17 protein-coding genes and 2 pseudogenes are annotated in these 23,142 nt (G+C 45.5%); 9 read left to right on the plus strand and 10 right to left on the minus strand.

Annotated features, from left to right (window positions below; translation table 11 throughout):
• Positions 1–2: 2 nt before the first annotated feature.
• Positions 3–4,088 carry a two-partner secretion domain-containing protein gene (locus tag RIB93_RS20050; RefSeq protein WP_446374949.1) on the minus strand — a complete coding sequence of 1,362 codons (4,086 nt, stop codon included), beginning with the start codon at positions 4,086–4,088 and terminating at the stop codon, positions 3–5.
• 191 nt (positions 4,089–4,279) lie between these two features.
• Here RIB93_RS20050 and RIB93_RS20055 point away from each other — a divergent pair, with 191 nt between their 5' ends.
• Entirely contained in the window at positions 4,280–5,494 is a 1,215-nt protein-coding gene (locus RIB93_RS20055) for a trypsin-like serine protease (RefSeq protein ID WP_446374912.1), read from the plus strand.
• Positions 5,495–5,761: 267 nt separating this feature from the next.
• On the opposite strand, the gene RIB93_RS20060 is transcribed toward RIB93_RS20055, so the two are convergent.
• A complete protein-coding gene (locus tag RIB93_RS20060; RefSeq protein ID WP_446374914.1) occupies positions 5,762–5,932 on the minus strand; it encodes a hypothetical protein in 171 nt (56 codons plus the stop codon).
• A gap of 535 nt (positions 5,933–6,467) precedes the next feature.
• The gene (locus RIB93_RS20065; RefSeq protein WP_446374916.1) at positions 6,468–6,647 is read right to left on the minus strand and encodes a hypothetical protein; all 180 of its coding nucleotides are present in this window, start codon (positions 6,645–6,647) and stop codon (positions 6,468–6,470) included.
• A 68-nt stretch (positions 6,648–6,715) separates the two neighbouring features.
• Between RIB93_RS20065 and RIB93_RS20070 the strand changes: the two genes are divergently transcribed.
• Positions 6,716–9,298, plus strand: a complete 2,583-nt coding sequence (locus tag RIB93_RS20070) for a glycogen/starch/alpha-glucan phosphorylase (RefSeq protein WP_446374918.1) — start codon at positions 6,716–6,718, stop codon at positions 9,296–9,298.
• Between the two features lie 226 nt (positions 9,299–9,524).
• On the opposite strand, the pseudogene RIB93_RS20075 reads toward RIB93_RS20070, so the two are convergent.
• Positions 9,525–10,861, minus strand: a pseudogene (locus RIB93_RS20075) (ATP-binding cassette domain-containing protein); the annotation flags it as partial.
• A gap of 237 nt (positions 10,862–11,098) precedes the next feature.
• Here RIB93_RS20075 and RIB93_RS20080 point away from each other — a divergent pair.
• The 4 genes and pseudogenes from RIB93_RS20080 to RIB93_RS20095 all read left to right on the plus strand — a co-directional run.
• The gene (locus RIB93_RS20080) at positions 11,099–11,515 is read left to right on the plus strand and encodes a XisH family protein (protein WP_446374920.1); all 417 of its coding nucleotides are present in this window, start codon (positions 11,099–11,101) and stop codon (positions 11,513–11,515) included.
• Complete coding sequence (locus tag RIB93_RS20085; protein ID WP_044205195.1) at positions 11,503–11,838, plus strand: XisI protein; 336 nt, start codon at positions 11,503–11,505, stop codon at positions 11,836–11,838. The genes RIB93_RS20080 and RIB93_RS20085 overlap by 13 nt, the downstream gene beginning before the upstream one ends.
• A gap of 452 nt (positions 11,839–12,290) precedes the next feature.
• Positions 12,291–13,085: a PDDEXK nuclease domain-containing protein gene (locus RIB93_RS20090; protein WP_446374922.1), complete on the plus strand. Its 795-nt coding sequence runs from the start codon at positions 12,291–12,293 to the stop codon at positions 13,083–13,085.
• Positions 13,086–13,616: 531 nt separating this feature from the next.
• A pseudogene (locus tag RIB93_RS20095) lies at positions 13,617–13,901 on the plus strand (transposase); the annotation flags it as partial.
• Between the two features lie 145 nt (positions 13,902–14,046).
• Here the strand turns inward: RIB93_RS20095 and RIB93_RS20100 are convergent.
• From RIB93_RS20100 to RIB93_RS20125, 6 genes are all read right to left on the minus strand, one after another.
• Complete coding sequence (locus RIB93_RS20100) at positions 14,047–14,208, minus strand: hypothetical protein (RefSeq protein WP_446374924.1); 162 nt, start codon at positions 14,206–14,208, stop codon at positions 14,047–14,049.
• 55 nt (positions 14,209–14,263) lie between these two features.
• Entirely contained in the window at positions 14,264–14,890 is a 627-nt protein-coding gene (locus tag RIB93_RS20105) for a hypothetical protein (protein WP_446374926.1), read from the minus strand.
• Positions 14,891–14,919: 29 nt separating this feature from the next.
• Entirely contained in the window at positions 14,920–16,062 is a 1,143-nt protein-coding gene (gene ribD / locus RIB93_RS20110; protein ID WP_446374928.1) for a bifunctional diaminohydroxyphosphoribosylaminopyrimidine deaminase/5-amino-6-(5-phosphoribosylamino)uracil reductase RibD, read from the minus strand.
• A gap of 80 nt (positions 16,063–16,142) precedes the next feature.
• The gene (locus RIB93_RS20115; RefSeq protein ID WP_446374951.1) at positions 16,143–17,162 is read right to left on the minus strand and encodes an aldo/keto reductase; all 1,020 of its coding nucleotides are present in this window, start codon (positions 17,160–17,162) and stop codon (positions 16,143–16,145) included.
• Between the two features lie 676 nt (positions 17,163–17,838).
• Positions 17,839–18,732 (minus strand): succinate--CoA ligase subunit alpha, encoded by an 894-nt coding sequence (locus RIB93_RS20120; RefSeq protein WP_446374930.1) that lies wholly within the window; start codon positions 18,730–18,732, stop codon positions 17,839–17,841.
• 255 nt (positions 18,733–18,987) lie between these two features.
• On the minus strand, positions 18,988–20,241 hold the full coding sequence (locus RIB93_RS20125) for an ATP-grasp domain-containing protein (RefSeq protein ID WP_446374933.1): 1,254 nt from the start codon (positions 20,239–20,241) through the stop codon (positions 18,988–18,990).
• 291 nt (positions 20,242–20,532) lie between these two features.
• Here RIB93_RS20125 and RIB93_RS20130 point away from each other — a divergent pair, with 291 nt between their 5' ends.
• From RIB93_RS20130 to RIB93_RS20140, 3 genes are all read left to right on the plus strand, one after another.
• Positions 20,533–21,228 (plus strand): rhomboid family intramembrane serine protease, encoded by a 696-nt coding sequence (locus tag RIB93_RS20130; RefSeq protein WP_446374935.1) that lies wholly within the window; start codon positions 20,533–20,535, stop codon positions 21,226–21,228.
• Positions 21,229–21,379: 151 nt separating this feature from the next.
• On the plus strand, positions 21,380–22,111 hold the full coding sequence (locus RIB93_RS20135) for a rhomboid family intramembrane serine protease (protein ID WP_446374937.1): 732 nt from the start codon (positions 21,380–21,382) through the stop codon (positions 22,109–22,111).
• 32 nt (positions 22,112–22,143) lie between these two features.
• Positions 22,144–23,142 carry a sterol desaturase family protein gene (locus RIB93_RS20140; RefSeq protein ID WP_446374939.1) on the plus strand — a complete coding sequence of 333 codons (999 nt, stop codon included), beginning with the start codon at positions 22,144–22,146 and terminating at the stop codon, positions 23,140–23,142.

Below are 23,142 nucleotides of genomic sequence, written 5' to 3' on the forward strand. Positions count from 1 at the left end.
CACTACTTTGATTCAGGACTGTCACAGCCTGTGGGGTTTTGCCAATTCACCTGAGGTGTGGCTGTGGGAGATTCAGCTACCAACATTATCTGCCCATTGGCTAATTTCAGCCACCCTTGTGCTTCAATAATTTGCCGAGGCTTGGCTGAATTGGGCGTGACAGATTCTGGATATGTTTGGGTTGGAGTCTCTTCATCTAAACTCACCCAATCACTGACCATCGCGTCACTCTCCAGAACATCCAGGGGACTTGGCGGAATACCACCGCGACCTGTGAAAATAAAGCTACTGGCTAACGCTGCACCTCCCGCATTACAGGAACGGTCAATCAGGCGTTCTGCATCAACAAAATTAGTCGGTAACGCGGTTAACCCTTGACCAAAGAAAGGTACGGGAGTGGTAACTGAACCATCGCGACCTGTTCGAGAGTCGGCGGAGATATCAACGCGCTCATTAATGCGAAATCGATTCACATTCTCGACAAGATCAACGACATTAACTGGCTGATTACCAGAAATCTGAGCAAAGTCCACCGAAATATCGACCTCACCATTCCGGCGAAACCGATCTAAGTCACCCGGATTACGACCGACTGGAATCGCCCGATCGCTCGCAAACAAATCAGCCAGAAATACTGAGGAGTTAATGATAATATCGCCTCCGGGTCCAGCATCAGCATTTGCTAGAATATCGCTGTCCTCCAGAGCCACAAAACTATTAGACTTTATCTGAATATTGCCACCGCCACCTGTACTATCAAATACACTCGTGCTAATTAAACTGCTGTTACGCAGGAGGATATCTTGAGCCGTGATATCGATATTACCACCACCAAATTGTAAGGACGTAGCCACAACTTGACCTTGACGCGATCGCAGCTCATCATTCAAACGGATGAAAATATTGCCAGCATTGTTCAACCCCTCACTGCGACTGGTGATACGTCCGCGATTGGCGAGTTCCAGAGAATTCCCTTGCAACTGAATATCTCCACCCACTCCTTGACCAAATGTGCCAGAGGATACGGCGGCTTCATCCTCTATTCTTAATTGTCCGGTGGTAATGGTAAGACTTCCCCCGTTTCCTATACTGTCTGGACGAGTTTGAGTGGTAATATCGCTGCCAAAACCGATAACATTGACCGTATCGTTGGCATTAATGGTTAAGTTTCCTGAATTGCCAGAACCAAAGGTATCCGTGACGATAGCACCAGCGTTATCAACCGTTAACTCTTGGGTATTTATGGTTAAATCGCCACCGGATGCTTCACCCCGACCTTGTGTCGAAATCACACCATTATTTGCCACATTTACTGAATCTGTGGCAATAACATTCAGGTTTCCTGAATCCCCTTGAGTAAAATTTTCTTGAACGGCTATATTAACATTATTCCGAATTCGTTCAATCAAATCAGGTGAATAAAGGTTCGGGTCAAGACTACTCAAATCAAATGTACTGGCATCTAAACTGCTACTGAAAACTTTACCCTTGTCTTGGACATTTAAACTTCGGGTTTCGATTAAAAGGTTTCCACCAGTTCCTGTGCCGAGAGTACCTGTTGATAATAGACCATCACGGATTACATTAACCGAGTTTTTAGCTTGTACTGTTAGGTTCCCCGCACTCCCTTGACCCGCCGTACTGGTGATCACACCACTACCATCACGAATCGTAAGAGTTCCCGTTTCGATTAAAAGATTACCCCCTATTCCTGAACCAAACGATAGACTTGAGATCACACTCCCTTTGTCTACCGTAACGGATTCGGATTGGCGAATGGCAATACTGCCAGCGTCGCCTTGACCCGTCGTGCTAGTGTTAATAATTCCCCCATTTTCAAGAGTCAAATTTTTCGTTTCAATCGAGATAGTCCCACCAAATCCTGCCGCCGCGTTAGCCACTAGAGACCCGCCATTAGCTAGGTCGATAAAATCGGTAGCTTTAATTATCTGATTTCCACCATTTCCAGCCGTTGACGCCGTTGTGATAGTCCCCCCATTGCCAGCAATTAACCGATCGGTTTCAATCGTTACTTGCCCAGCATTTCCGGTTGCTCTTGGATGCGCTTGAGCCGATAAAGCGCTGGGATAAATCTTGCCCGTTCCGGTTAATTCAATCTCAGAAGCTTGAACAGTTAGCTCCCCTCCATTTTCACCCGTAAACGTGGAAACATAAACCCCTGCACCATCACGGGTAATTAATCGTTCGGTTTCAATCGTTATCTTACCACTGGCTCCTGTGCTTCCTGGTTGATTGTTAGCCAAAATTCCACTCGGAAAACCATTTAATGGAAAGTCACCAATTAGTTCAATTTCCGACGCTCTGACAATGATTTCTCCAGCCTTTCCAGAACCCGATGTTGTTGCGAGTACTTGTGCGCCATTTCGAGCGGTTAACCGTTCGGTCTCAATGGTAATCTTACCCGCATTGCCAGTAGAACCTCGCCTGGTTGCTGCACCAATACCTGTAAGAATATTAGATGAAGCGTTCACGGATTCAGTCATTTCAATTTCAGTCGCCCGGACATCCAGATTACCCGCGTTCCCCCATCCAAATGTACTGGTGTCTACCTGTCCTTTATTCTGAAGAATTAGCCGCCCTGTTTCAATCGTCATGTCTCCCGAGTCTCCGAGAAACCCCGATTCGGTATTGACTGTCGCCTCCTCGACTACGATATCACCACCAGCTTGGAGAACGATATCTCCCCCACGAGAGCGAACATCGTCATTGATAAAAATAGAACCATGATTAGAGGTTATGCCACCGATTAATTGGATATCACCACCCGGCGTGGCAATGCGTCGATTAACGGTAATCGTGTTGCCAGCTTGGGCGGTCAGTCCGATGCCAGATTCTCGGATATTAACGGCGGCATTAAAAATAATATTATTAGTCGCCTGAAGTACGACATCCGCCGCAGCATTGTTAATCGCCGTCGCATTAATTTTGGTGTCACCATCAGCCCCAATATCTGGATCAGCAAACCCATCAACATCATTTAAATTATCGGTTTCATTGGCAAAAACTACAACTTCGATATTTGTCGGATCAAGGAGTAGTGTTCCCGTTCTTCCATTCGCGGCAGTCGTATCGACTAATCCATCAAACTCTAAAACGTCTTTCCCCGAAACTTCCACAAAGCCACCATTACCAGACATTTCACCCCCACGGGCGCTAATCGTGCCATAAAAACGAGTGGCTTCATCTGACCAAACTAATACGTTACCGCCATCACTATTGCCAATCCCATTAGCATTGATAATGGCATCAGGACTGACAAAGGTTCGATTAGCATGAGTAACTGATGGAATGTATAGGTTATTCGCTTCCTCAGCTATGCCAATCAATACCGTACCGCCTCCCATATCGCTGGAGACATCAATTTGAGCATTCTCGAACAATCCCACGCGATCGCCTAATATCTGTACCGTTCCTCCGGGTGCTGTCAGTCTACCTGTGCTAGTAACCGTATTGCCATACAAACTCAGAGTTTCACCGACACCCACGCCTAAATTCCCAGCATTGGCAATTCGTCCGTTTGAATTCGACCCATACTGCAATCCCGGTGTTAAATTAATCGTTAATAATGGTGGTGCTTCAGGATTCGTGGCGCTAAACTCCACCCCATTCTCAAACACCACAGAATTCGCCGTAGATGCCACAAACGAACCCGCAATATCTAACCGCGCATTTTCTCCAAAAATAATCCCATTGGGATTCAACAAAAATAAACTCGCACCCCCATCTACCCCCAACGTTCCCAAAATATTCGAGACATCACTTCCCGTCACCCGACTGAAAATCGTTTCAATCCCCACCGGATTCGCAAAATAAACCCGCAATCCCTCGCCAACATTAAATTCTGAGAAACTGTGGAACAACGCCGCGTCCCGTGTCGCCCCGCCTTCAATTAAATCCGCCGGAAGTCCCCGGATATCCACATTGGGCGTAACCACGGAATTTTCCGTTCCCAGGCTAGTATCCGGTGTAATCTGAGCCACAGCAGCCGTATCCCAGAACGCGAAAACGCCGCCGATTCCAATAATTCCGGCGAATGTCCACCACCAATATTTCCAGCTTTGATTCATCACCAATTTGAACCCAAACCATACTTTTCTAGTATATATCTCTCAGCAGTGGGAACTTATGCACGTTGGCACAAAATTCATCCAGGTCATGAATAAACGTTACAACTCTGAAAAAAGTGCATAAGGGTCAATCCCTCAGAGACAGATGATAGTGAACCGTTTAATCGTGACTCCTTCATTCCGGTGTAACTATGACTTTCACTTTGTCTAGCTTCAAGTCTCTAACTCTTCTGTATACCGTAAGTTTACTCACTCCTTTAGTTATCACTGAACCCGCTAAAGCCGCGAATTTCAACAATACCTCAATTCAAACACAAGTCCAGCCCCTCTATAGGACAACGGGCAATCCCGATGACTATCTTGTATCTCCCGGAACGGGGTATGATGGCGTCGCTCAACTTTCTCTAGGTGATTTTTGGGGAAGTTCTTGTACAGGTGGATTATTAGGAACAGGCGCTCATATTCTCACGGCGGCTCATTGCCTCACTGATGATTTTGGGAAGTTAGATGTTTGGGATGGCACAGCCACGTTTGACTTATCCACAGGTGATGTCAACCTCTCCATTGCTGATATCTTTGTTCATGATGACTGGACGGGTGATTTATCTAATGGTTATGATATTGCCATTTTAGAGTTAACTGATGTTGCCCCAGATACAGTCGATCGCTATGACATTTATCGAAATAACAACGAAGTGGGTAAAATTGGCGATAAAGTAGGTTATGGTCAATCTGGAAATGGTAACGTTGGTAATGAGTTTTGGGATGGCTTGAAGCGTTCCGGTCAGAATCGTTATGACGCTTCCGGGGATTTGTTTAATCAACTATTATCCGATAACTTCAGTGACGCATTATTAGCTTACGACTTTGACAACGGACTTGCCGCGAATGATGCTTTTGGCTATTGGTTTGGCGATGATTATGCTGACTTAGGTTTGGGGTTAAATGAAGTTAACTCAGCACTAGGAGATTCTGGAAGTCCCACATTTATTGATGGCGCGATCGCAGGAGTGACTTCCTTTGGTTTACGAGTTTATTACCTGAATGGTATTTCCTCTGATATTGACGATGCCCTAAATTCTTCCTTTGGCGAGTTTTCCTTTGATACCCGTGCGTCATCTTACACGAATTGGATCGACGATATTCTAACCCGTTGGCAGCCTCCTACACCTCCAGTTGTGGACAATCCAGGGGATGATGTTGATGAAAACTTACCGAGTGATGATGTTGCCGATGATCCAATTGACAATACTCCCGATGACGAGATTCATGATCACCCAGATGATAGTATTGGTGACGATAGTCCAAGTGATCCAGTGTCCGTACCCGAACCTAGAAGTTTAGCTGGACTGATAGCATTCGCTACAGGATTATGGCTAACCAAAAAGAAAAAGGTGATCCGTTGATTAGTCCGTTAAGAAACCTGGGTAGAGACGTTGCATGCAACGTCTGGGCGGGTTTAGTTACATCTGGGTGCAACCGAAAAGATAGTAGTGAAACCCGCCCCTACAGAGATACCATATACTGTGAAAACTCAGAATAAGCTGTCATGCATTTAAATTGGGTATTAGTAGCGAGCAAGATGCTTGATGTAGCGAGCAAGATGCAAAGCCTGCGGCATGGCTTCGCTAAACGCACTACGGCAAAGATTGCGCCATTATTGATATTAAGGTTTAAATGCCAAACAGCTTATAAGGCATAAAATAGGCTAAGATTGAACGGTTTCTAGGGGACGCGATCGCAAAATATGACTGTTTGGCATAAGCTTGAGAGTATCGATACGAATAGGTGACTGGCTTGGCTTCAGGGGAATCATCTCCTGATGGCAAACTGTGCAAAACCAATAAATACCTTGCCGTCTTACGTGGCGTAAGAGGGGATGACCACAACAAAGACAAGTTTTGATACCCATAATTGCCTATCTCCTGATTTCATAAACAGTTGCTAACCACAGAGCCGCGAATCGCTAACTAAGACAAGTCATCAGTCAGTAGAAATGTTCCCGCAGAACCTCTGTCCAAAGTCATAATCGCGAAGTATAAGTAGCGAATATTACTGAATGATAGTTGAGTAAATGATTATGCTTTGAAAGCTAGACTGATTGGCTAGAATGAACGATACATCAATTCCATAGCCTCATAAAGTATCTTTTGATATAAAATCAGCATAAAATCCAGAAATTTACCAAAACTATTTGGTAACTATCAATACAAAATAGAAGTTGGGTAGGAAGTGGCGCTAGTAGAAGTCTCCCATTGGTGATCCGTCATCTATCCCCAGACAGAAGATGCGGAAAACAGTAATTCAGTAATGCTCTAGGGCAGAAGGGGTAGAAGGAAAAAGTACCCCAGCTAAAAAGGGGATTACATCAATTTTTGGTTAGGAGAGATTATACTGAGCAGTTGACGAGCGCGATCGCACCTGAGGCGGAAAAGACTGCACCAACGTCTTCGCGCCAAGGCATAACAGATTTTTACACAGACGTTCCGGATCGCGGTCTGGCGCGGTTAAGCTGACGGATAGAGCGAAAGCAAACCCCAACGTCTGACACCTTGGCATCGCCAATTTTAGAGACTAGAGTAGCAGGGGGAACGATATTAAATCGTGTCATCAGTAACAACCAGTCTATGAATAACCAAGTTTTTGAACCCAATAGCGATCAACCCATCCAGTCGAATGTCTGCCTCCCGGAAATTCAAGTAGAAGACGATCGCACCGGGATGACGGTGGAGACGCTAAAACGTGCCTTTGCCGATAACTTGTACTATATCCAGGGCAAGAACGAATTCTTAGCTACCCCCTACGATTACTACATGGCTCTGGCTTACACGGTACGCGATCGCTTGCTGCATCGGTGGATTAATACCGCGACAACCTACCTGCAAAAAGAGGTCAAGACCGTTTATTATCTCTCAGCAGAGTTTTTAATGGGTCGTCAGTTAAGCAATAACTTGCTCAACCTGAATATGTACGACCGAGTTTGTCAAGCCCTAGAAGAATCCGGATTAAAGCTGGATGACTTAATGGCACTCGAACCCGAACCCGGACTGGGAAATGGCGGGTTAGGGCGTTTAGCCGCCTGTTTTTTGGATTCCCTCGCCACCTTAGAAATTCCCGCCGTTGGCTACGGAATTCGCTATGAATTTGGTATCTTCGATCAGCGTATTGAAGAAGGCGCTCAAGTCGAACATCCGGATAAATGGCTGCGTTTCGGCAACCCCTGGGAAATCCGCCGTCCAGAATTAACCGTTGTCGTCAAGTTTGGCGGACATACCGAAGGGTATCATGATGAGAAAGGTCAATATCGGGTGCGTTGGATTCCCGATCGCAAAGTCTTAGGAACCCCCTACGATACCCCTGTGCCGGGATACCATAACAACACGGTCAATAGTCTACGTCTGTGGCGAGCCGGTGCCTCTGAAGAGTTTAACTTCCAAGTATTTGACAGTGGAGACTATTCGGGAGCGGTGACAGACAAGATATTCTCCGAGAATATTTCCAAAGTCCTGTATCCCAACGATAATACCTCTCAGGGTCAACAACTGCGGCTAGAACAGCAATATTTCTTCGTGAGCTGTTCACTCCAAGACATCATCAACACCTACCGCCGCACTCACCGGAACTTTGACCAGTTCCACGAAAAAATCGCCATCCAGCTCAATGACACCCATCCCTCGATTGGGATTGCCGAGTTAATGCGGTTGTTGGTGGATAAATATCAATTGGGATGGAACCGAGCCTGGTACATCACCAAGCAGACCTTTGGCTATACCAACCATACCCTGCTAGCCGAAGCCCTAGAGCGTTGGCCCGTCAGCTTATTCGAGCGTTTGCTTCCTCGACATCTGCAAATTATCTACGAAATTAACCATCGCTTCCTCGAACAGGTCAAAGTCAAATATCCCGGAGATGGGGAACGGTTGCAACGCATGTCCCTGATTGAGGAAGGTGGCGAAAAATTCGTCCGCATGGCACACCTAGCTTGTGTCGGTAGCCATAGCATTAACGGGGTAGCCGCACTCCATACAGAATTACTCAAGGAACGAGTGCTACACGATTTCTATGAAATGTTCCCGGAACGATTTAATAACAAAACTAATGGCATTACCCCGCGTCGCTGGCTTTTACTGAGTAATCCCCAACTTTCCGATTTGATCACGGAAAAAATTGGTGATAGTTGGGTGACTCACCTGCAAGACTTGCAAAAACTGGAAGCCTTTGCCGATGATCCGGAGTTTCGCCAACGGTTTGCCGCGATTAAGCAGCAGCACAAGCAAGAGTTGGTGGATTATATTCTGCTATTTAATGATGTGGAAGTTGATCCAAATTCCTTGTTTGACGTGCAAGTGAAGCGATTGCATGAATACAAGCGTCAGTTATTAGATGTCTTGTATATCATTACCCTCTACAACCGGATCAAGCGCAATCCGGGCATCGAAATTATGCCCCGAACCTTTATTTTTGCAGGCAAGGCGGCTCCAGGCTACTATATGGCGAAGTTGGTGATCCGATTGATCAATGCTGTTGCGAAAGTGGTCAACAACGACCCCGATGTCGCTGGTCGGATTAAAGTGGTATTTATGGAAGGATTTTCTGTATCTTTGGGTCAGAAGATTTATCCGGCGGCAAATCTTTCCGAGCAAATTTCCATGGCGGGTAAAGAAGCTTCCGGTACAGGCAATATGAAGTTTGCCCTGAATGGATCGCTAACCATTGGCACTCTGGATGGAGCAAATATTGAGATTCGGGAAGCTGTGGGGGCTGATAACTTCTTCTTATTTGGTTTAACCGCACAAGAGGTCTATGACTTGAAATCCCGGGGCTACAATCCGATGGACTACTACCATAGTAATGCTCAATTAAAAGAAGTAATTGATCGCATGGCTGCGGGTGACTTCTGTCCTGAACATCCGGACTTGTTTAAGCCAATTGTGGATTCACTCCTCTACAAAGACGAGTATCTGTTGTTTGCCGACTATCAAGCCTATATCGATTGTCAAGATCGCGTCAGTCACGCCTATCGCGATCAAGAGAATTGGATTCGCATGTCCATTTTGAATACAGCTCGCACCGGCAAGTTTTCCTCAGACCGCACAATCCGAGAGTATTGTCAAGATATCTGGAAGGTTGAACCGGTCACGATTGACATTGAGGAATACGTGCAAGAAGAAGCCGGGTTGAAGGTGACGAAGCCACCCCTTCATATTTAAGTCAAATTGTGATTAATTGAGGTGCATCACGTTAATTATTAACGTAGGGGTTTGGTCTCCAAACCCCTCTCAGGGAGAGTATCAAAGAATATCCTTACGCTTCTGTAACCAAAGCGCGATCGCGAGATAAACAACGGTATGGACACAAAGGATACCCCAATTGAGTCGCAGGTTGTCCCAGGTTGGCTCATAAACGGGCGTGGGTTTAAAGGGAAGGGGAAGAGGTTCCGGTGAGTAAGGAGAGGGCGAGACTGCGGCGATCGCGAAGAATCAGTTTTAGGTAGCGTTGACTCAATAGCCTGAGTTGGTTCAGGGGAGAACTTCCGCTTCCTGAACGGGGTGGGGGTTGGAATGGCGTGACTTTTCCTGGACTGAGGGAGGCTTGAATATAGGCTTGATAGGGGGCGGAATGATGCAAAAATTTCTCTGTCCAATGCTTGACAGTTTGCTCATTTTCTGATTTAGTTTTGCCTTGGTCGAGTTTGATGTAAATATCGGCAAAGTATTTTAAGTCACCAGAGGGCATTTCAAAAAAGTCCATCGCCTCTTGCGGGGGACCAAAGTAGCACAGGTGTCCACCGCGACCCAGAAACGCGATGCGATCGCAGACTTCGATATTGGCGGTTGCATGGGTGACAAGCACAATGGTGCGTCCCTGATGGGCGAGTTCCCGTAAGAGTTGCATCATTTCCTTGTCCAATCCGGGGTCAAGTCCGGATGTGGGTTCATCCAGGAAAAAGAGTTTGGGATCAGCCAGGAGTTCCACGGTGATACTCACCCGTTTGCGTTGTCCCCCACTCAAATCGCGGACAAAGCTGTTGCGGACAAACTCTAGCTTAACTTGGTCAAGAGTGCGATTCACGATCGCCTTGACATTGGTATCCGGGGGTAATCGTAGTTGACAGGAGTAGGTGAGGACTTCAGCAACAGTTAAATCCGGATGAACGATATCATCTTGGGGGACATAGCCAATTTGAGACCGATAGAGGTTAAAATTCTGTCGCAGGTTGTCGCCATTGAGAAAGACGCCACCTTCCTGGGTGGGTTCAATGCCTAAGAGGGTTTTTAATAGAGTAGATTTCCCCGTACCACTTCCGCCCACCAAGGCGACAAATTGTCCAGGTTCAATCGGGAGAGAGACCTGACTGAGGATGGTTTTGGTTCTCCCTTGTTTATCCTTCACTTGACGCACTAAGCGATGGGCGTCGAGGCGGATAAAATTGCCTCGATCCACTAATTCCAGGGTGTCTTGGCGTAGTAGTAGGCTAAAGGGACCGATGCGGATAGTATCGCAATCCTGGAGGGGAACGCTAGTATATTGGTACTGGGACGTTGACCATCGCCATCGAAAATACGATAGTCCTCACCCTCTTTGCGTAAGATAGCGTGGCGGTTGGAGATAACGCCCCAACGAGGAGGGATGGGGAGGTTAGAGAACGTGCGATCGCGTCCCAGTGTATGGGTGTCTTGGTTCAGGTAAAAGCGCTGGATTTGACCTTGATTGTTGAGTTCAAGGTAGGGGTGAGTGCCGACAACGGTGGTGTGACCAGATGTTTTGGTCATGTTGATAGCCTGAAACACTCTAATACTGTAAGCTAAATGTAACAGAATGGGGAAGAATTGTTTTGTGTTAAAAATACTCGCGATTTAAGGGGTGATCCATCCTGGAATCATTACTATCGATTCGTTCACCACTGGCGTAGCACACCCAAGGTCAAATATTATCCCTGTAAAATCGCACCGACGTACATCCGGAAAAGCCGTAGTACCATAATTAGAGTGATTTGTCATCTGGACTTTATGCCAAAAAAGGATAAATTTCATCAGGTTGTGGAAATTGCCTTGCGAAAGGATGGTTGGGAGATTACAGATGACCCACTTTTCATCACTGTGGGTGGAGTCGATATGTTAATCGATCTGGGGGCAGAACGCCTGCTTGCTGCAGAAAAGCAGGGCGAGAAAATTGCCGTTGAGATTAAGAGTTTTTTGAATACTTCAGCCATAACAGATTTTCATTTAGCCGTTGGACAATTTATCAACTACCGTACAGCCCTGAAAATAAAAGATCCCCAGCGCCAGCTATTCATGGCAATTCCTTTAACAACCTATAATGATTTCTTTCAGCGTGAGTTTGCAATTATTATTATAGAAGATTATCAGTTGGCATTGTTGGTGTATGACATTGAAGACGAGGTAATTGCTTTATGGAAAAAGTAGAAATGTATCGAAATTGCATCAAAAAGATACTGACAGATTATGCTGCATACAAGCCTTCATACGGAGAGATAGAGGTGCAAGTTGTCTGTGATACAGAAAACAATCATTATCAACTGGTTCGGGTCGGATGGGATAACAAACAGCGCGTGTATGGTTGTTTTATACATCTCGATATTAAGGATAACAAGATTTGGATTCAGCAAAATGTAACAGAAATTGATATCGGACAAGAATTAGTTGATTTAGGTGTATTGAAAGAGGATATTGTCGTTGGGTTTCATCCTCCTTATATGCGTCAGTTTACGGAATTTGCTGTGAGTTGAAATGTTCAGCTTTTAAGTTATATCTGTTTAAGTATATTGTGGCAATTTTCAAAAATGAAATCCTTACTATACGTGGGTCTCAGGCTTTTAACTGGTCACATCAATGTGCGATCGCGCTTTCAACACTTCCATGAATTTGGAAAGGTTAACCCTTTCATGTTGTATTTTTATCATGAATATATGGATACAAGATATATGGTGAATAATGGGGCAGAGGTAGAAAACGTAATTGTGTAGGGGCGGGTTTCACTATTATCTTTTCGGTTGCGCCTAGATGCGACTAAACCCGCCCCGACTTTAGCCGGTATTGTGTCCCTACCAATGGCAATTTAGATGTCAAGAATGTGCGATCGCGCTTTCAACACCTCCATTAATTCCCTAGGGACATCGCGGCTACCCTAGTGATAGGCTGTAAGATTAGCGAGTCATCGCAGTAATCCAGGGTTTTGAACATGAGTACCATTAAACCTTCTTTTGATCGCGCCTATCAGGATTTCCTCCGGGACATTAAAATTCAGGTTGTTCAAAGTCGGATTGAGGCGGCGCGGGCAGTTAATCGATCGCTGATTCGCTTGTATTGGTCTTTGGGGCAGTTGATTGTAGAGCGGCAGGAGGCGTTAGGATGGGGCAAGGCAGTTGTAGAACGGCTATCGGCTGACCTCAAGGCTGAATTTCCTCAAATAACTGGATTCTCACCGCGCAATTTGTGGTTAATCAAGCAGTTTTATGAAGCCTATGCTGAAGCACCTGAATTTCTGAAACAGCTTGTTGCAGAAATTCCTTGGGGTCATAATATTTTGATTATGCATGCTCGACTTAAGGATTTTTTGATTGAGTTAGGTTATGGGTTTTGTTTTATTGGTAGTCAGTATCGGTTGACCTTGGGAGAGAATGAGTATTTTCTCGATCTGTTATTTTACCACCGCTTTTTGAAGTGTTTGGTGGCGATTGATCTCAAAACCGGACGGTTTCGCCCCGAATATGCAGGCAAGATGGATTTTTATCTGGAGGTGTTGAATGAGCAAGAACGTGCCCCAGATGACAATCCTTCGATTGGAATTATTCTCTGTGCACAGCAGGATAGGCTAGAGGTAGAGTTTAGTCTGAAGTCAAAGACGAACCCGATTGGGGTGGCGACGTATCAGCTTTACCCGCAGGTGCCAGAGGAATATCAAGGCTTATTGCCAACCGATGAGGATTGGCAGCGATTGTTAGAGTCAGCGTTGCTTGAGGAGGATGATAATTGATAAATTATGACACCAATAATTGGGAAAGGCTACTCAATTGCCAGGTTGATATCGCTAAAGTGGATATCTTGAAAGAACACATTCGCGATCGCGTTTTGTCGCTGATTGTAAGTTGGGAGAAGGAGATTATATTAAGCGCAAATACAAGCTATTTAAACAAAAAACTGTTGTTAGTTTATACGAAAAATTAAAAGTCTAGCAAGATTTGAAAAATGACTATTAATTTTATGATTTAACTCTACTATCGAGTCATGTCGCGATCGCGAATAATTTCCCCCCAGTATATCGAACGGGTCAAGCGAGTGGTTAAGCGTAATAGTTTTTGGAGCCAGAGAGACTTAGCTGAGGAGAGGGCTATGCCCGCATTTCTCACACAAAGAGCGATCGCAAACTCTAAAAGCCTTGGCAGACAGCGATTTGACCTCAGTTAGCTCCTCCAGTCACACATAACAGTGTGTTGTTCCTTCAATACTCTAAATCCGAGTCCTCCTTAACAAGCCAGAAAAGATAAATTAAGACGGATATTTTTACAATTTTGGAAAAAAGAAAGGCAAAGAACTTCTTACTAACCTTAACGGCGGTCAAATTACTTCAAATGCGGGAATCGTCTGGTTAGCAGAATTAGATAAAAAACTGAAAATCACAGCAAGATTTGCAGAATGTTTTCAAGACTATCGAAATTTGTCTTATATAGATTATTCAGTTCATTAATTACTTGCTCAAAGAGTTTACGGCATTGCTTTAGGTTATGAAGATGTCAATTACCATGACCAATTACGCTATGATCCTGCTTTGGCGATCGCCTTGGAAAAACTCGGTTTTGCCATGTAAACTTGGCGTAATTAACTAAACTTTAGTGAAAAAAACAGGTGAGGATTGGCAATTTCAGGATAATTTTGTTTGATAACTTGGCTTTTTTCTATTTTTCTTTAAAAAGCTCAATTTTTAAATTAACATCTATTTACTGAACTGGATCAAAAGGAACAGCCAGTACCATTCCCGCGATCGCATCACCGCCTTCAATGAGAATGGTTGGGTTGTAGAGTTCATCTTCCCCGATCAACATTAACGAGTTTTCAGCTTGAGCCGCATTTGCCTGAGCGAGTGCGATCGCGGTATCCACTTTATTTTTATTAAGTTAAAGCTAAAGGGTTAGAGTAGGATTAACGATAATCACGTCACGGCGCAGGTGGGAAATCTTGGGCTGGTATATCTGGATAAGGAGACGGGGGTGAAGCCTCTGGAGAGTCGTGTAGCAGGTTGGAAACGAGGGTATAGCTCAGATAGGCAGGAATCGCGATCGCGATCAGTACGGCGACTAGAGCCAACCCACTTCGGGCAGTCCATGACGACCCATAATAACAACGGTAGGGATCAAACGGTAGCTGTTGGGGATCAATGATATTCCGTAACGCAATCAGTCGCTTAAATCGGACTCGCCGATCATCAAGTTTTTCCAGTAGAATCCAACCCGCCAAGGCTTCTTCTTCACACAGTTGTTGAAACACAGCCGGTTTATGAAATAAGTCGTGGTGCGATCGCACAATCTTGAATTCCCAGCCAACCAGTTGCGGGTCTACTGAAGGTTGTTCTGGATGGCTCATACGGTCAATCGTGCCGTTGGCTTGTCGCTGTTGTAATAACGCTGAGTCTTCTTTTGCCTCAAAACCCATCACAATCTCCTCTTCCTCCTCCTGATAATGATGACTCCCGATCATCTGTCGCCAGCGCAGCCATGTACTGACAACCACTGACTGCCAACCCAGATTGCCGACTAACACGCTGAAAATGGTCACTTCAAGCATTTTTTAGTCTTATGTCTTATGTTATAAATTCATGACACATAGCCTTCCACAACATAATCTGATCCAAGCTGACGCCAACTAACTTGTTCAAGCGTCAGAGCATCTGTCATCCTTGCTAGTCCTAAATCCCCAACAGGTGAGGGCGCTGTTATACCACCGACAATTTTCGGAGCAATAAATGCCAGTACTTTTTGGACGGTGCCATCTGCGATCGCTCTGGCTGCCAAAGTGCCACCACATTCCCATAACACCGTTGAAAGCTGTCGGTCGTACAGATACGCCATTGCCTTGGCGGGTGTCAGAGGCGTCATTTCAATCACTTCTACTCCCTTGTTCACTAGCTGGTGCTGTAAATCCGGATTGGCTCCGATCTCGGTCAAAACTAACGTGGGAGCATCAGCGGTTTCCCATAAACGGGCATCGATCGGCAAGTCTAGGGTGCGACTCATGACCACTCGCAACGGATTGTGGGTATCGGTATCGTGACTGGTGAGATGAGGGTTATCCAGACGCACAGTATTACCCCCCACAATAACGGCATCACAAGCCGTCCGCAGTTGATGCACATACCGCCGCGCCTCTTGACCTGTAACCCAAGCGCTGTGACCACTGGCGGTGGCAATTTTGCCATCAAGTGTCATGGCATATTTCAACATTCCCCAAGGACGCTTGTGCAGGATGCGATGAATAAAGGCTTCATTAAGCTGACGACAAGCCTCCGTTTCCACACCCACGACAACCTCAATCCCAGCCTTTTTGATCCGCTCAATCCCACTACCTGCCACGAGAGGATTGGGATCAACCATACCGACGACAACCTTAGCGACTCCTGCGGCAATTAAGGCTTCTGTGCAGGGGGGTGTTCGTCCATAGTGATTACAAGGCTCTAAGTTGACATAAATAGTCGCTCCCTGAGACTTGTCACCCGCTTGACGGAGAGCAAAAATTTCTGCGTGGGGTTGACCTGCACCTGGATGAAATCCCTCTCCCACGATCGCTCCATCCCGGACAATGACGGAACCCACTAAAGGATTGGGGCTAGTTCGTCCGAGGGCACGGCGGGCAAGTTCGATGCACCGTTGCATCATCGTGCGATCAAATGGCGTCCAATGAGGAGACGCCGATGACACCGATTGAGCATCAGGTTGGGCGTCAACGGGAGAGTGTTCCATTGGTCTGCTATCGTTCTGGTTATTCTTGAGTTTAGAATATACTCTCCCCGGATCACGGATTCAGGACTGTCTTTTCTGGCTTATCGCCTATATTCGTCGCCACAATCGCCGATGATTTGATACAAATCATAAGACTTGACCAATACGGCTTCGATCTTCTCCTTATCCTTGGCATCGAGGGTCATAGTAAATACTCTGGCATTATCGTCTATATGTTCCGATATGCCTAACCTCGCACCAACAATCACACCAGCTACGGCTGGCTGATCGAGGATATACCGCACGGCTACGTTGGGGATACTCACGTTATGGTGAGTGGCTATGTCCTGGAGTACGGTGAGCAATTCCTGAAATAAACTCCAACCGCCCCACCCATCAATCATGTTCTTGTATTTTCTCAAGCTAGCCGTAGACAGTTCTGCCCCACCCGGTTCAGGTTGTCCTAAGTACTTTTCTGATAACAAGCCACCGCAGACTGTGCCATAGGTGAAAAGTTTAATGTCATGGTCTTGACAAAATGGTGCCATGTTGACCTGAGGACGGCGGTCAATCAGGGAATACTGGACTTGATTGGAGAGGATATTGATATCGGCGTCGATGATAATTTTTAGGTGTTCGGTATCAAAGTTGGTTAACGCCAGGTGCTTAATTTTCCCTTCTGCTTGCAGTTGTGCCATCTGCTTGAGGGCGTCCAGATAGTTGCGATCGCGGTAGTCCCACCAGTGGAATTGCAACAAGTCCAGGCAATCTATTCCCATCCGTTGGCGAGAGCGATCGATATTTTTCTCCACCCATTGTCGAGTCATCCGACCCGGGCGGGGTACCCATTTGGTAAAGGCTTGTATGTTCGCTAACGCCTCCTCGCCGCGAGTCGCCACCAGTTGACGCCTAAATTCGCCAATAAAATCTTCAGCCGGTCCGTAATGATCGGCGAGATCCCAGGTGGTAAAGCCAGCATCTAGATAATCAAACATACTGGGGATGGCTTTTTTGGGCTCAATGCGTCCATGAGCGCCAGATACTTGCCATAAGCCATTTAAGAGGCGACAGATGCTCAAATCTGGGGTCAATTGCAATCGGCTTGATTCAGGTAAAGTCATGGTCATGGTAAGTAGGTGGGGATAATTAAAGTTAACGGCTGTGATCGTCATTCGTCATTCGTCATACTCGTTTGACTTGGATTCATGACCGTTTAGTTGAGGGGTCTCACCCCTATTTACGTTGCTGAGTTGACCAATTACTCTTGAAGAAGAGAAAAAAAAAGAGCCCATCATAGGCTCTCTCGATTATCAGGGTGCATCTACTTAACATAGTATAGCATTTTGGGGGTGAGGGGTGTAACCCCCTATTTAGGGGCTGCTGAATAAGTGGTGAGGTGAGGGGGAGATGGGGGAGATGCTGCTTTTTAGGTAAAAGTGCTTTTGTTTTTGACCGAACAGACACCAAAACGAAAGCACTTATTGGGTCAAAAAATGGCTTTCCACCCTTGTGTGGCGGTGTAGGAGGATGTCACATAAATCTTGGCAGCTACCTTGATCCAGACAAACAAAAAAGGAGAGCCCTAAAACTAGGCGACTCTCCCGATCATCAGGGTGCATCTACATAACACAGTATAGCACTGTGGGGGTGGGGGGTGTCACCCCCTATTTGATTTTTTTCGCTGAAGTTCTGTTCCCATACTGATGGCGGCGAACTCTAATTTAGATTTTTATCCCCCAGCTCCCAGACGTAGCATGCTACGTCTCTACAAGCTTCCTCTGCTTCCTCTGCTCCTGGCTAATGATATTTAAGCGCCTTTTTCACCAAGTCTGGAATTTGGGACGGATACTCAGCTACAGGTATATTTGTCTGTTTGAACGCCGCCACCTTATGTTGAGCCGTTGTCGTATTCGCGATCGGTCCTGATAACTGAGCTGCGATAATGGCACTGGTATCCCCGACTTGTTTATCTTCAGGGGTATATTGTCCAGCGACATAAGCAATAACAGGTTTCTCTATGGCTTGGGCAATAAACTTTGCGGTTTCATCTTCACTATCACCCCCCGTCTGATCCACTAAGACAATCGCTTCTGTCTGTTTATCCTGGGCTAAAATCTCCAGCCACTGACGAAATGACGAAGCGATAATGGCTTCACTACCGAGGTTCACGGCGATGGATTGTCCAAGTTTAGCTTGGGTTAACCCTAAAGCCACTTCATAAGTGAGAGTACTAACTCGGCTAATCACACCAATTGTACCGGGCGTATAAAATTCACACTCCTGAGTCCCCAGTAAAAGTTTTCCTGGCACAATAATCCCAGAACTACTCGGTCCAACAATCAGGGTTTCCCTGGCTTGGGCTTTGGCTAGCAAGTGAATCATATCTAGAGGTGGAATACCACCAGTCACTAGAATAATGGGTGACAAGCCAGCGTCTATTGCTTCTAACGCTGCATCCAAGGCGCTGTAGGATTCGGCAAAAATAACCGTGGCGTCGCAATATCCAACTTCGGATAACGCCTCTTCTACGAGGTCAAAGACGGGAATCCCATGCAATGTCTGTCCCCCCTGACCTGCACTAACCCCAGCCACTAGATTCGTACCATAAGCTTTCATGCGGGCGGCATAATAGGAACCGATGGGTTGGGTGATGCCCTGAACCAGGATTTTCATGTCTGGTGTGAATTTCATAGGCGTTGGATGCAGCAATGTAGTAGATGCGATCAACAATATCAGTAAAGGTTTGGCGCAAGGGGTTAACTATAGGATACCGATAAGTACTGGTTATTCGTCTTATGTCATTCGTCACACTCACTTCTCTCCTAGCAAGCTAAGTCTTATGTTGCACAACGATCGCATTCCCAATTCAGTCAGGGTGGGTTGAGTCACATCGGGGCGGAAAAAAACGATAATAGTGAAACCCGCCCCTACACACTCACAACTCTTTCAGCTTGCCAGAGAAATCGCTTGTGCCACTGCCTGATCCAAGTTACCCATCCAGTGTACAGGGAGTGCCGCTAAACGGTCTTGGATAGTGTCTATTTTGCCGTTAGCTAAGCGAATGACTAGGTGAGGTAACTCTGTCCTAGATAAAGATTTCGGAGTGAGATGGCGGCGGCGACGATTGCGTGAGTCACGGGAGTGCAATTTTCCTGTAGCTGGTGTTTTGGCGGGATCTACTGCACTGACTCCGGAGTTATTTTCATCTTTCGATAGTAGATAAGTGGCAATTACCTCAGCCACGGCTTCACTAGCTGCTTCGTTGCTCAAAATATTCACTAAGACAACTTGGATGTTTTGAGTGTCCGTCAATTGCTGCAAGGCATTTTGTAACTGTTGGACGGGAGAGGCGGCGGACGGTACATCCCAACTGGCATAACCATCTACAATTAAACAGCTTGCTGGCTTACCTTTGGCTTTGTACACTAAATCCAATGTGGCAGCAGCAAGACAAGGACTATTACACAAAATACCAATATTTCCCTGACTATCCGTCCATTGCAGATCCGTTGGTTGGTCGGCGGGTTGGGGAGTGTGGGTGAGGCTTGATGCGAGGTTCGCCAACTCGGATTGGCGTCCCAAAGCGTGATCATTGACAGCAATTTTGCCATCTAGCGCCATGACTTCATGGCTAGCACTGACGCCAAGGGGATTAATCTCCACTAAATCCAGGTCTTTTTGGATCAGAAGTTGATACATTTTCTGGACAATATCGCTGACTGATTCGATCAGATCACCTTGCAGTCCCATTTTGAAGGCTAGACGTCGGGCGTAAAAGGGAGAAAAATCTTCCTCGACGGCGACTCGCTGCATCTGTGCCATGACGTTTTCTACATGGATACCACCTTGGCATGAACCCAACAAAACGGGGCGTCTCAAGGTGTAGTCCAGGATAACCGCTAGATAGAATTCTTGCTCAGCATCATAATGGGATTCCGCTAGCAGCACGTTGGGATATTTACCGAGAATGGATAGATTAAAAATAGCCCGTGCGGTGGCGATCGCGTCAATTGTATTTTCCACTGTCCGGATACCACCCGCTCTACCCCGCCCCCCTTTGGGGACTTGGGATTTGAGAACCACGGGATAGGGAATGTCTAACTGCTTGAGATCTCTGGGATGGTCGATGCATTGAGAGGGCAAGACGGGAATGCCGATCTCGCGGAATAAGGCTTTGGCTTGGTACTCTAGTAAGTCCATGAATTTAGATGTTCAGCTAAGGGGGTATTCTTAAAGGGTAAGAACTCTTAGCCTTTAACGTTACAAAAACCTGACTCCAACAGCCACTCATTCACCCTGATGGTTCCTCAATCTGCCTGAAGTGATTGAGATTGCCAATTAATATGATAAAGTGTTCTTATCAGTTTTGCTCAACGAATCCCCCTGTAGGGTATCGTAGGAATGGGCAGTCGGGCATCGCCGCTGAAAAGGCAATTGGTATAATTTTACTCAAATACTGTCTTTGAGATTCCATAATTCATAATTCATACTGTGTTCCCCATTAGTGATGATAATCCGACGCGCATTACTCCTTATGTAACCTACGCGCTCATTGCTGCAAATATTGCGGTTTTTATCCATCAATTACTTTTAACACCACCCCAGCTTAATGCATTTTTCCACCTGTATGCGGTTGTACCCAAAGAGTTAAGCGCTAGCTTTGAGGGGATTTCAGTCAATCAACCCGTGCCAGAATGGTTGACCTTGATAAGTTCTCAGTTTCTCCATGGGGGGTTTTTGCATATTGGTGGCAATATGTTGTTTTTATGGATTTTTGGCAACAACATTGAAGAGCGCCTGGGTCATATTAAATACTTCATCTTTTACATTGCTTGTGGTATACTAGCCGCTTTGTCCCAGTGGTTTTTCTCCATGCAATCAGGGATTCCATCTCTGGGGGCGAGTGGTGCGATCGCGGGAGTGATGGGTGCCTATATTCTCAGGTTTCCTAGGGCTCAAATCAATACCTTGATCTTTTTAGGGTATTTCGTCACCACCATTCGATTACCTGCTGTTTTATACTTAGGATTATGGTTTGTCCAACAAGCGTTTAGTGGCGTGGCGAGTGTCAGTATGCAAACGGATTTGGGGACGGAAACTGGAGGAATTGCTTATTGGGCGCATGCTGGCGGTTTTGTGTTCGGAGCCATCCTTGGTCCTTTATTTGGATTATTGTCTGAAGATTAATTTGTCATTTGTCATTCGTCATTTGTCATTTGTCATTCGTCATACTCGCTACCCTTGAGAAGCAAGCTACGTCATTTGTCATTTGTCATTGTTTGTATCCATCAACCTACTTAAATAATTAATTGTTGATTTATCAGGGAGAAAGAGGCTTGTGGTTCCATTACGAGATGAAAATCCAATCAAAATTACACCTTATGTTACCTATATTCTGATTGCGACAAATGTACTAATTTTTATTTTTGAGCTAACGTTAAGTCCTCAACAACTCGATGTATTTTTCCATCTATTTGCCGTTGTTCCCAAGGAATTGACAGCGAGTTTGAACGGAATTACGGTAAATCAGCCGATACCTGAACCGCTGACGTTAATCACAGCACAATTTCTCCATGCGGGGTTTACTCATGTGGGATTCAATATGTTATTTCTCTGGATTTTTGGCAATAATATTGAAGAAGAATTGGGTCGGTTCAAGTTTGTGATATTTTATCTAACCTGTGGCGTATTAGCCAGTTTAGCCCAGTGGTTTTTCTCCGCCCAATCGGGGATTCCGTCTCTGGGTGCCAGTGGTGCGATCGCGGGCGTGATGGGTGCTTATATTCTTAAGTTCCCCAATGCTAAAGTGGTTACATTAATTCCCCTCGGTTTCTTTTTCACCACGCTGAGATTACCGTCTGTATTTTTTCTGGGATTTTGGTTCTTGCAGCAAGCGTTTAATGGATTAGCCATGTTAGAAGCCCCCGCCAATGTGGGGATGGAAAATGGTGGTATCGCTTACTGGGCGCATGCTGGCGGGTTTATCTTTGGGGCTATTCTGGGTCCTTTGTTAGGATTATTCTCTGATGATACCAAGCCATCGTTTTGGGATTCCCAAAATCTTTCTTGAACCTTGAGATAAGTAAAAATCAATAAAAAATCATGATTGATTCGGTCAAAGAAGTGTTTCATTCACTTCCAGAATCCGTCAAGGAAATAATTGACCTAGCTATTCCTCTATTTGACAGCGCCCACAATTTTTACTGGATTTATATTTTATTCAGTTTAATTCTGCTTTTGGGATTATACCGAATCTCTCATCCACATCCTGTCAATTTTTCTTGGCGAGGTTTACTGAGTTACTGTTTCCCTCACTCAATTTACACTCACAAATCGGCAATCTTAGACTATCAGTGTTATTGCATTAATGGGCTGATAAAAACCGTTATCAGTCTGACGCTACTGATTAGTGTAACGGAAATAGTAGCCAAACTGACAACTCAATCCTTTTACGGAATTTTCAGGGAACCGAGAATACAACCGGACGTAACTTTTACCGCTCAAATCGCTTATACAATTGCCGTCGTTTTCGCCATAGATTTTGGCTATTTTCTGGCACATTACTTGTTACATAAAGTACCCATTCTGTGGGAATTCCATAAAACTCACCACTCAGCCCAAGTGCTAACCCCCGTAACCGCAAAGCGAGATCATCCCGTCGATGATATGATCATTTATACCTGCAAAGCCTGTTTGCTGGGGTTGGTTACAGGTTTATTCCGATATACGTTTAAGGCTGAGGTTGAACCCTTTACTATAACAGGTGTCAGTGTTATTGTTTATATATTTCATCTGACTTCAAATCTTCGCCATTTCCATGTTTGGATTTCCTATGGTTGGCATCTGAATCATATCCTAGTCAGTCCAGCTATGCATCAGATTCATCATAGTCAATTAGAGAAACACTTTGATAAAAACTTGGGACTAATCTTTCCAATTTGGGACTATCTAGCGGGAACGTTATATGTTCCCAAAGAACCGGAAAGTTTTTCAGTGGGATTGGCTGAGGAAGAGTTCAACAGCGTTTGGCAATTATATTTTTCCCCGTTTAGCCGGGTGACTAAAATAGTAGCGAATTCCGGGAAAATGAAAAATAGCTAG

Source organism: Coleofasciculus sp. D1-CHI-01 (assembly GCF_040218875.1).
GTDB lineage: Bacteria > Cyanobacteriota > Cyanobacteriia > Cyanobacteriales > Coleofasciculaceae > Coleofasciculus.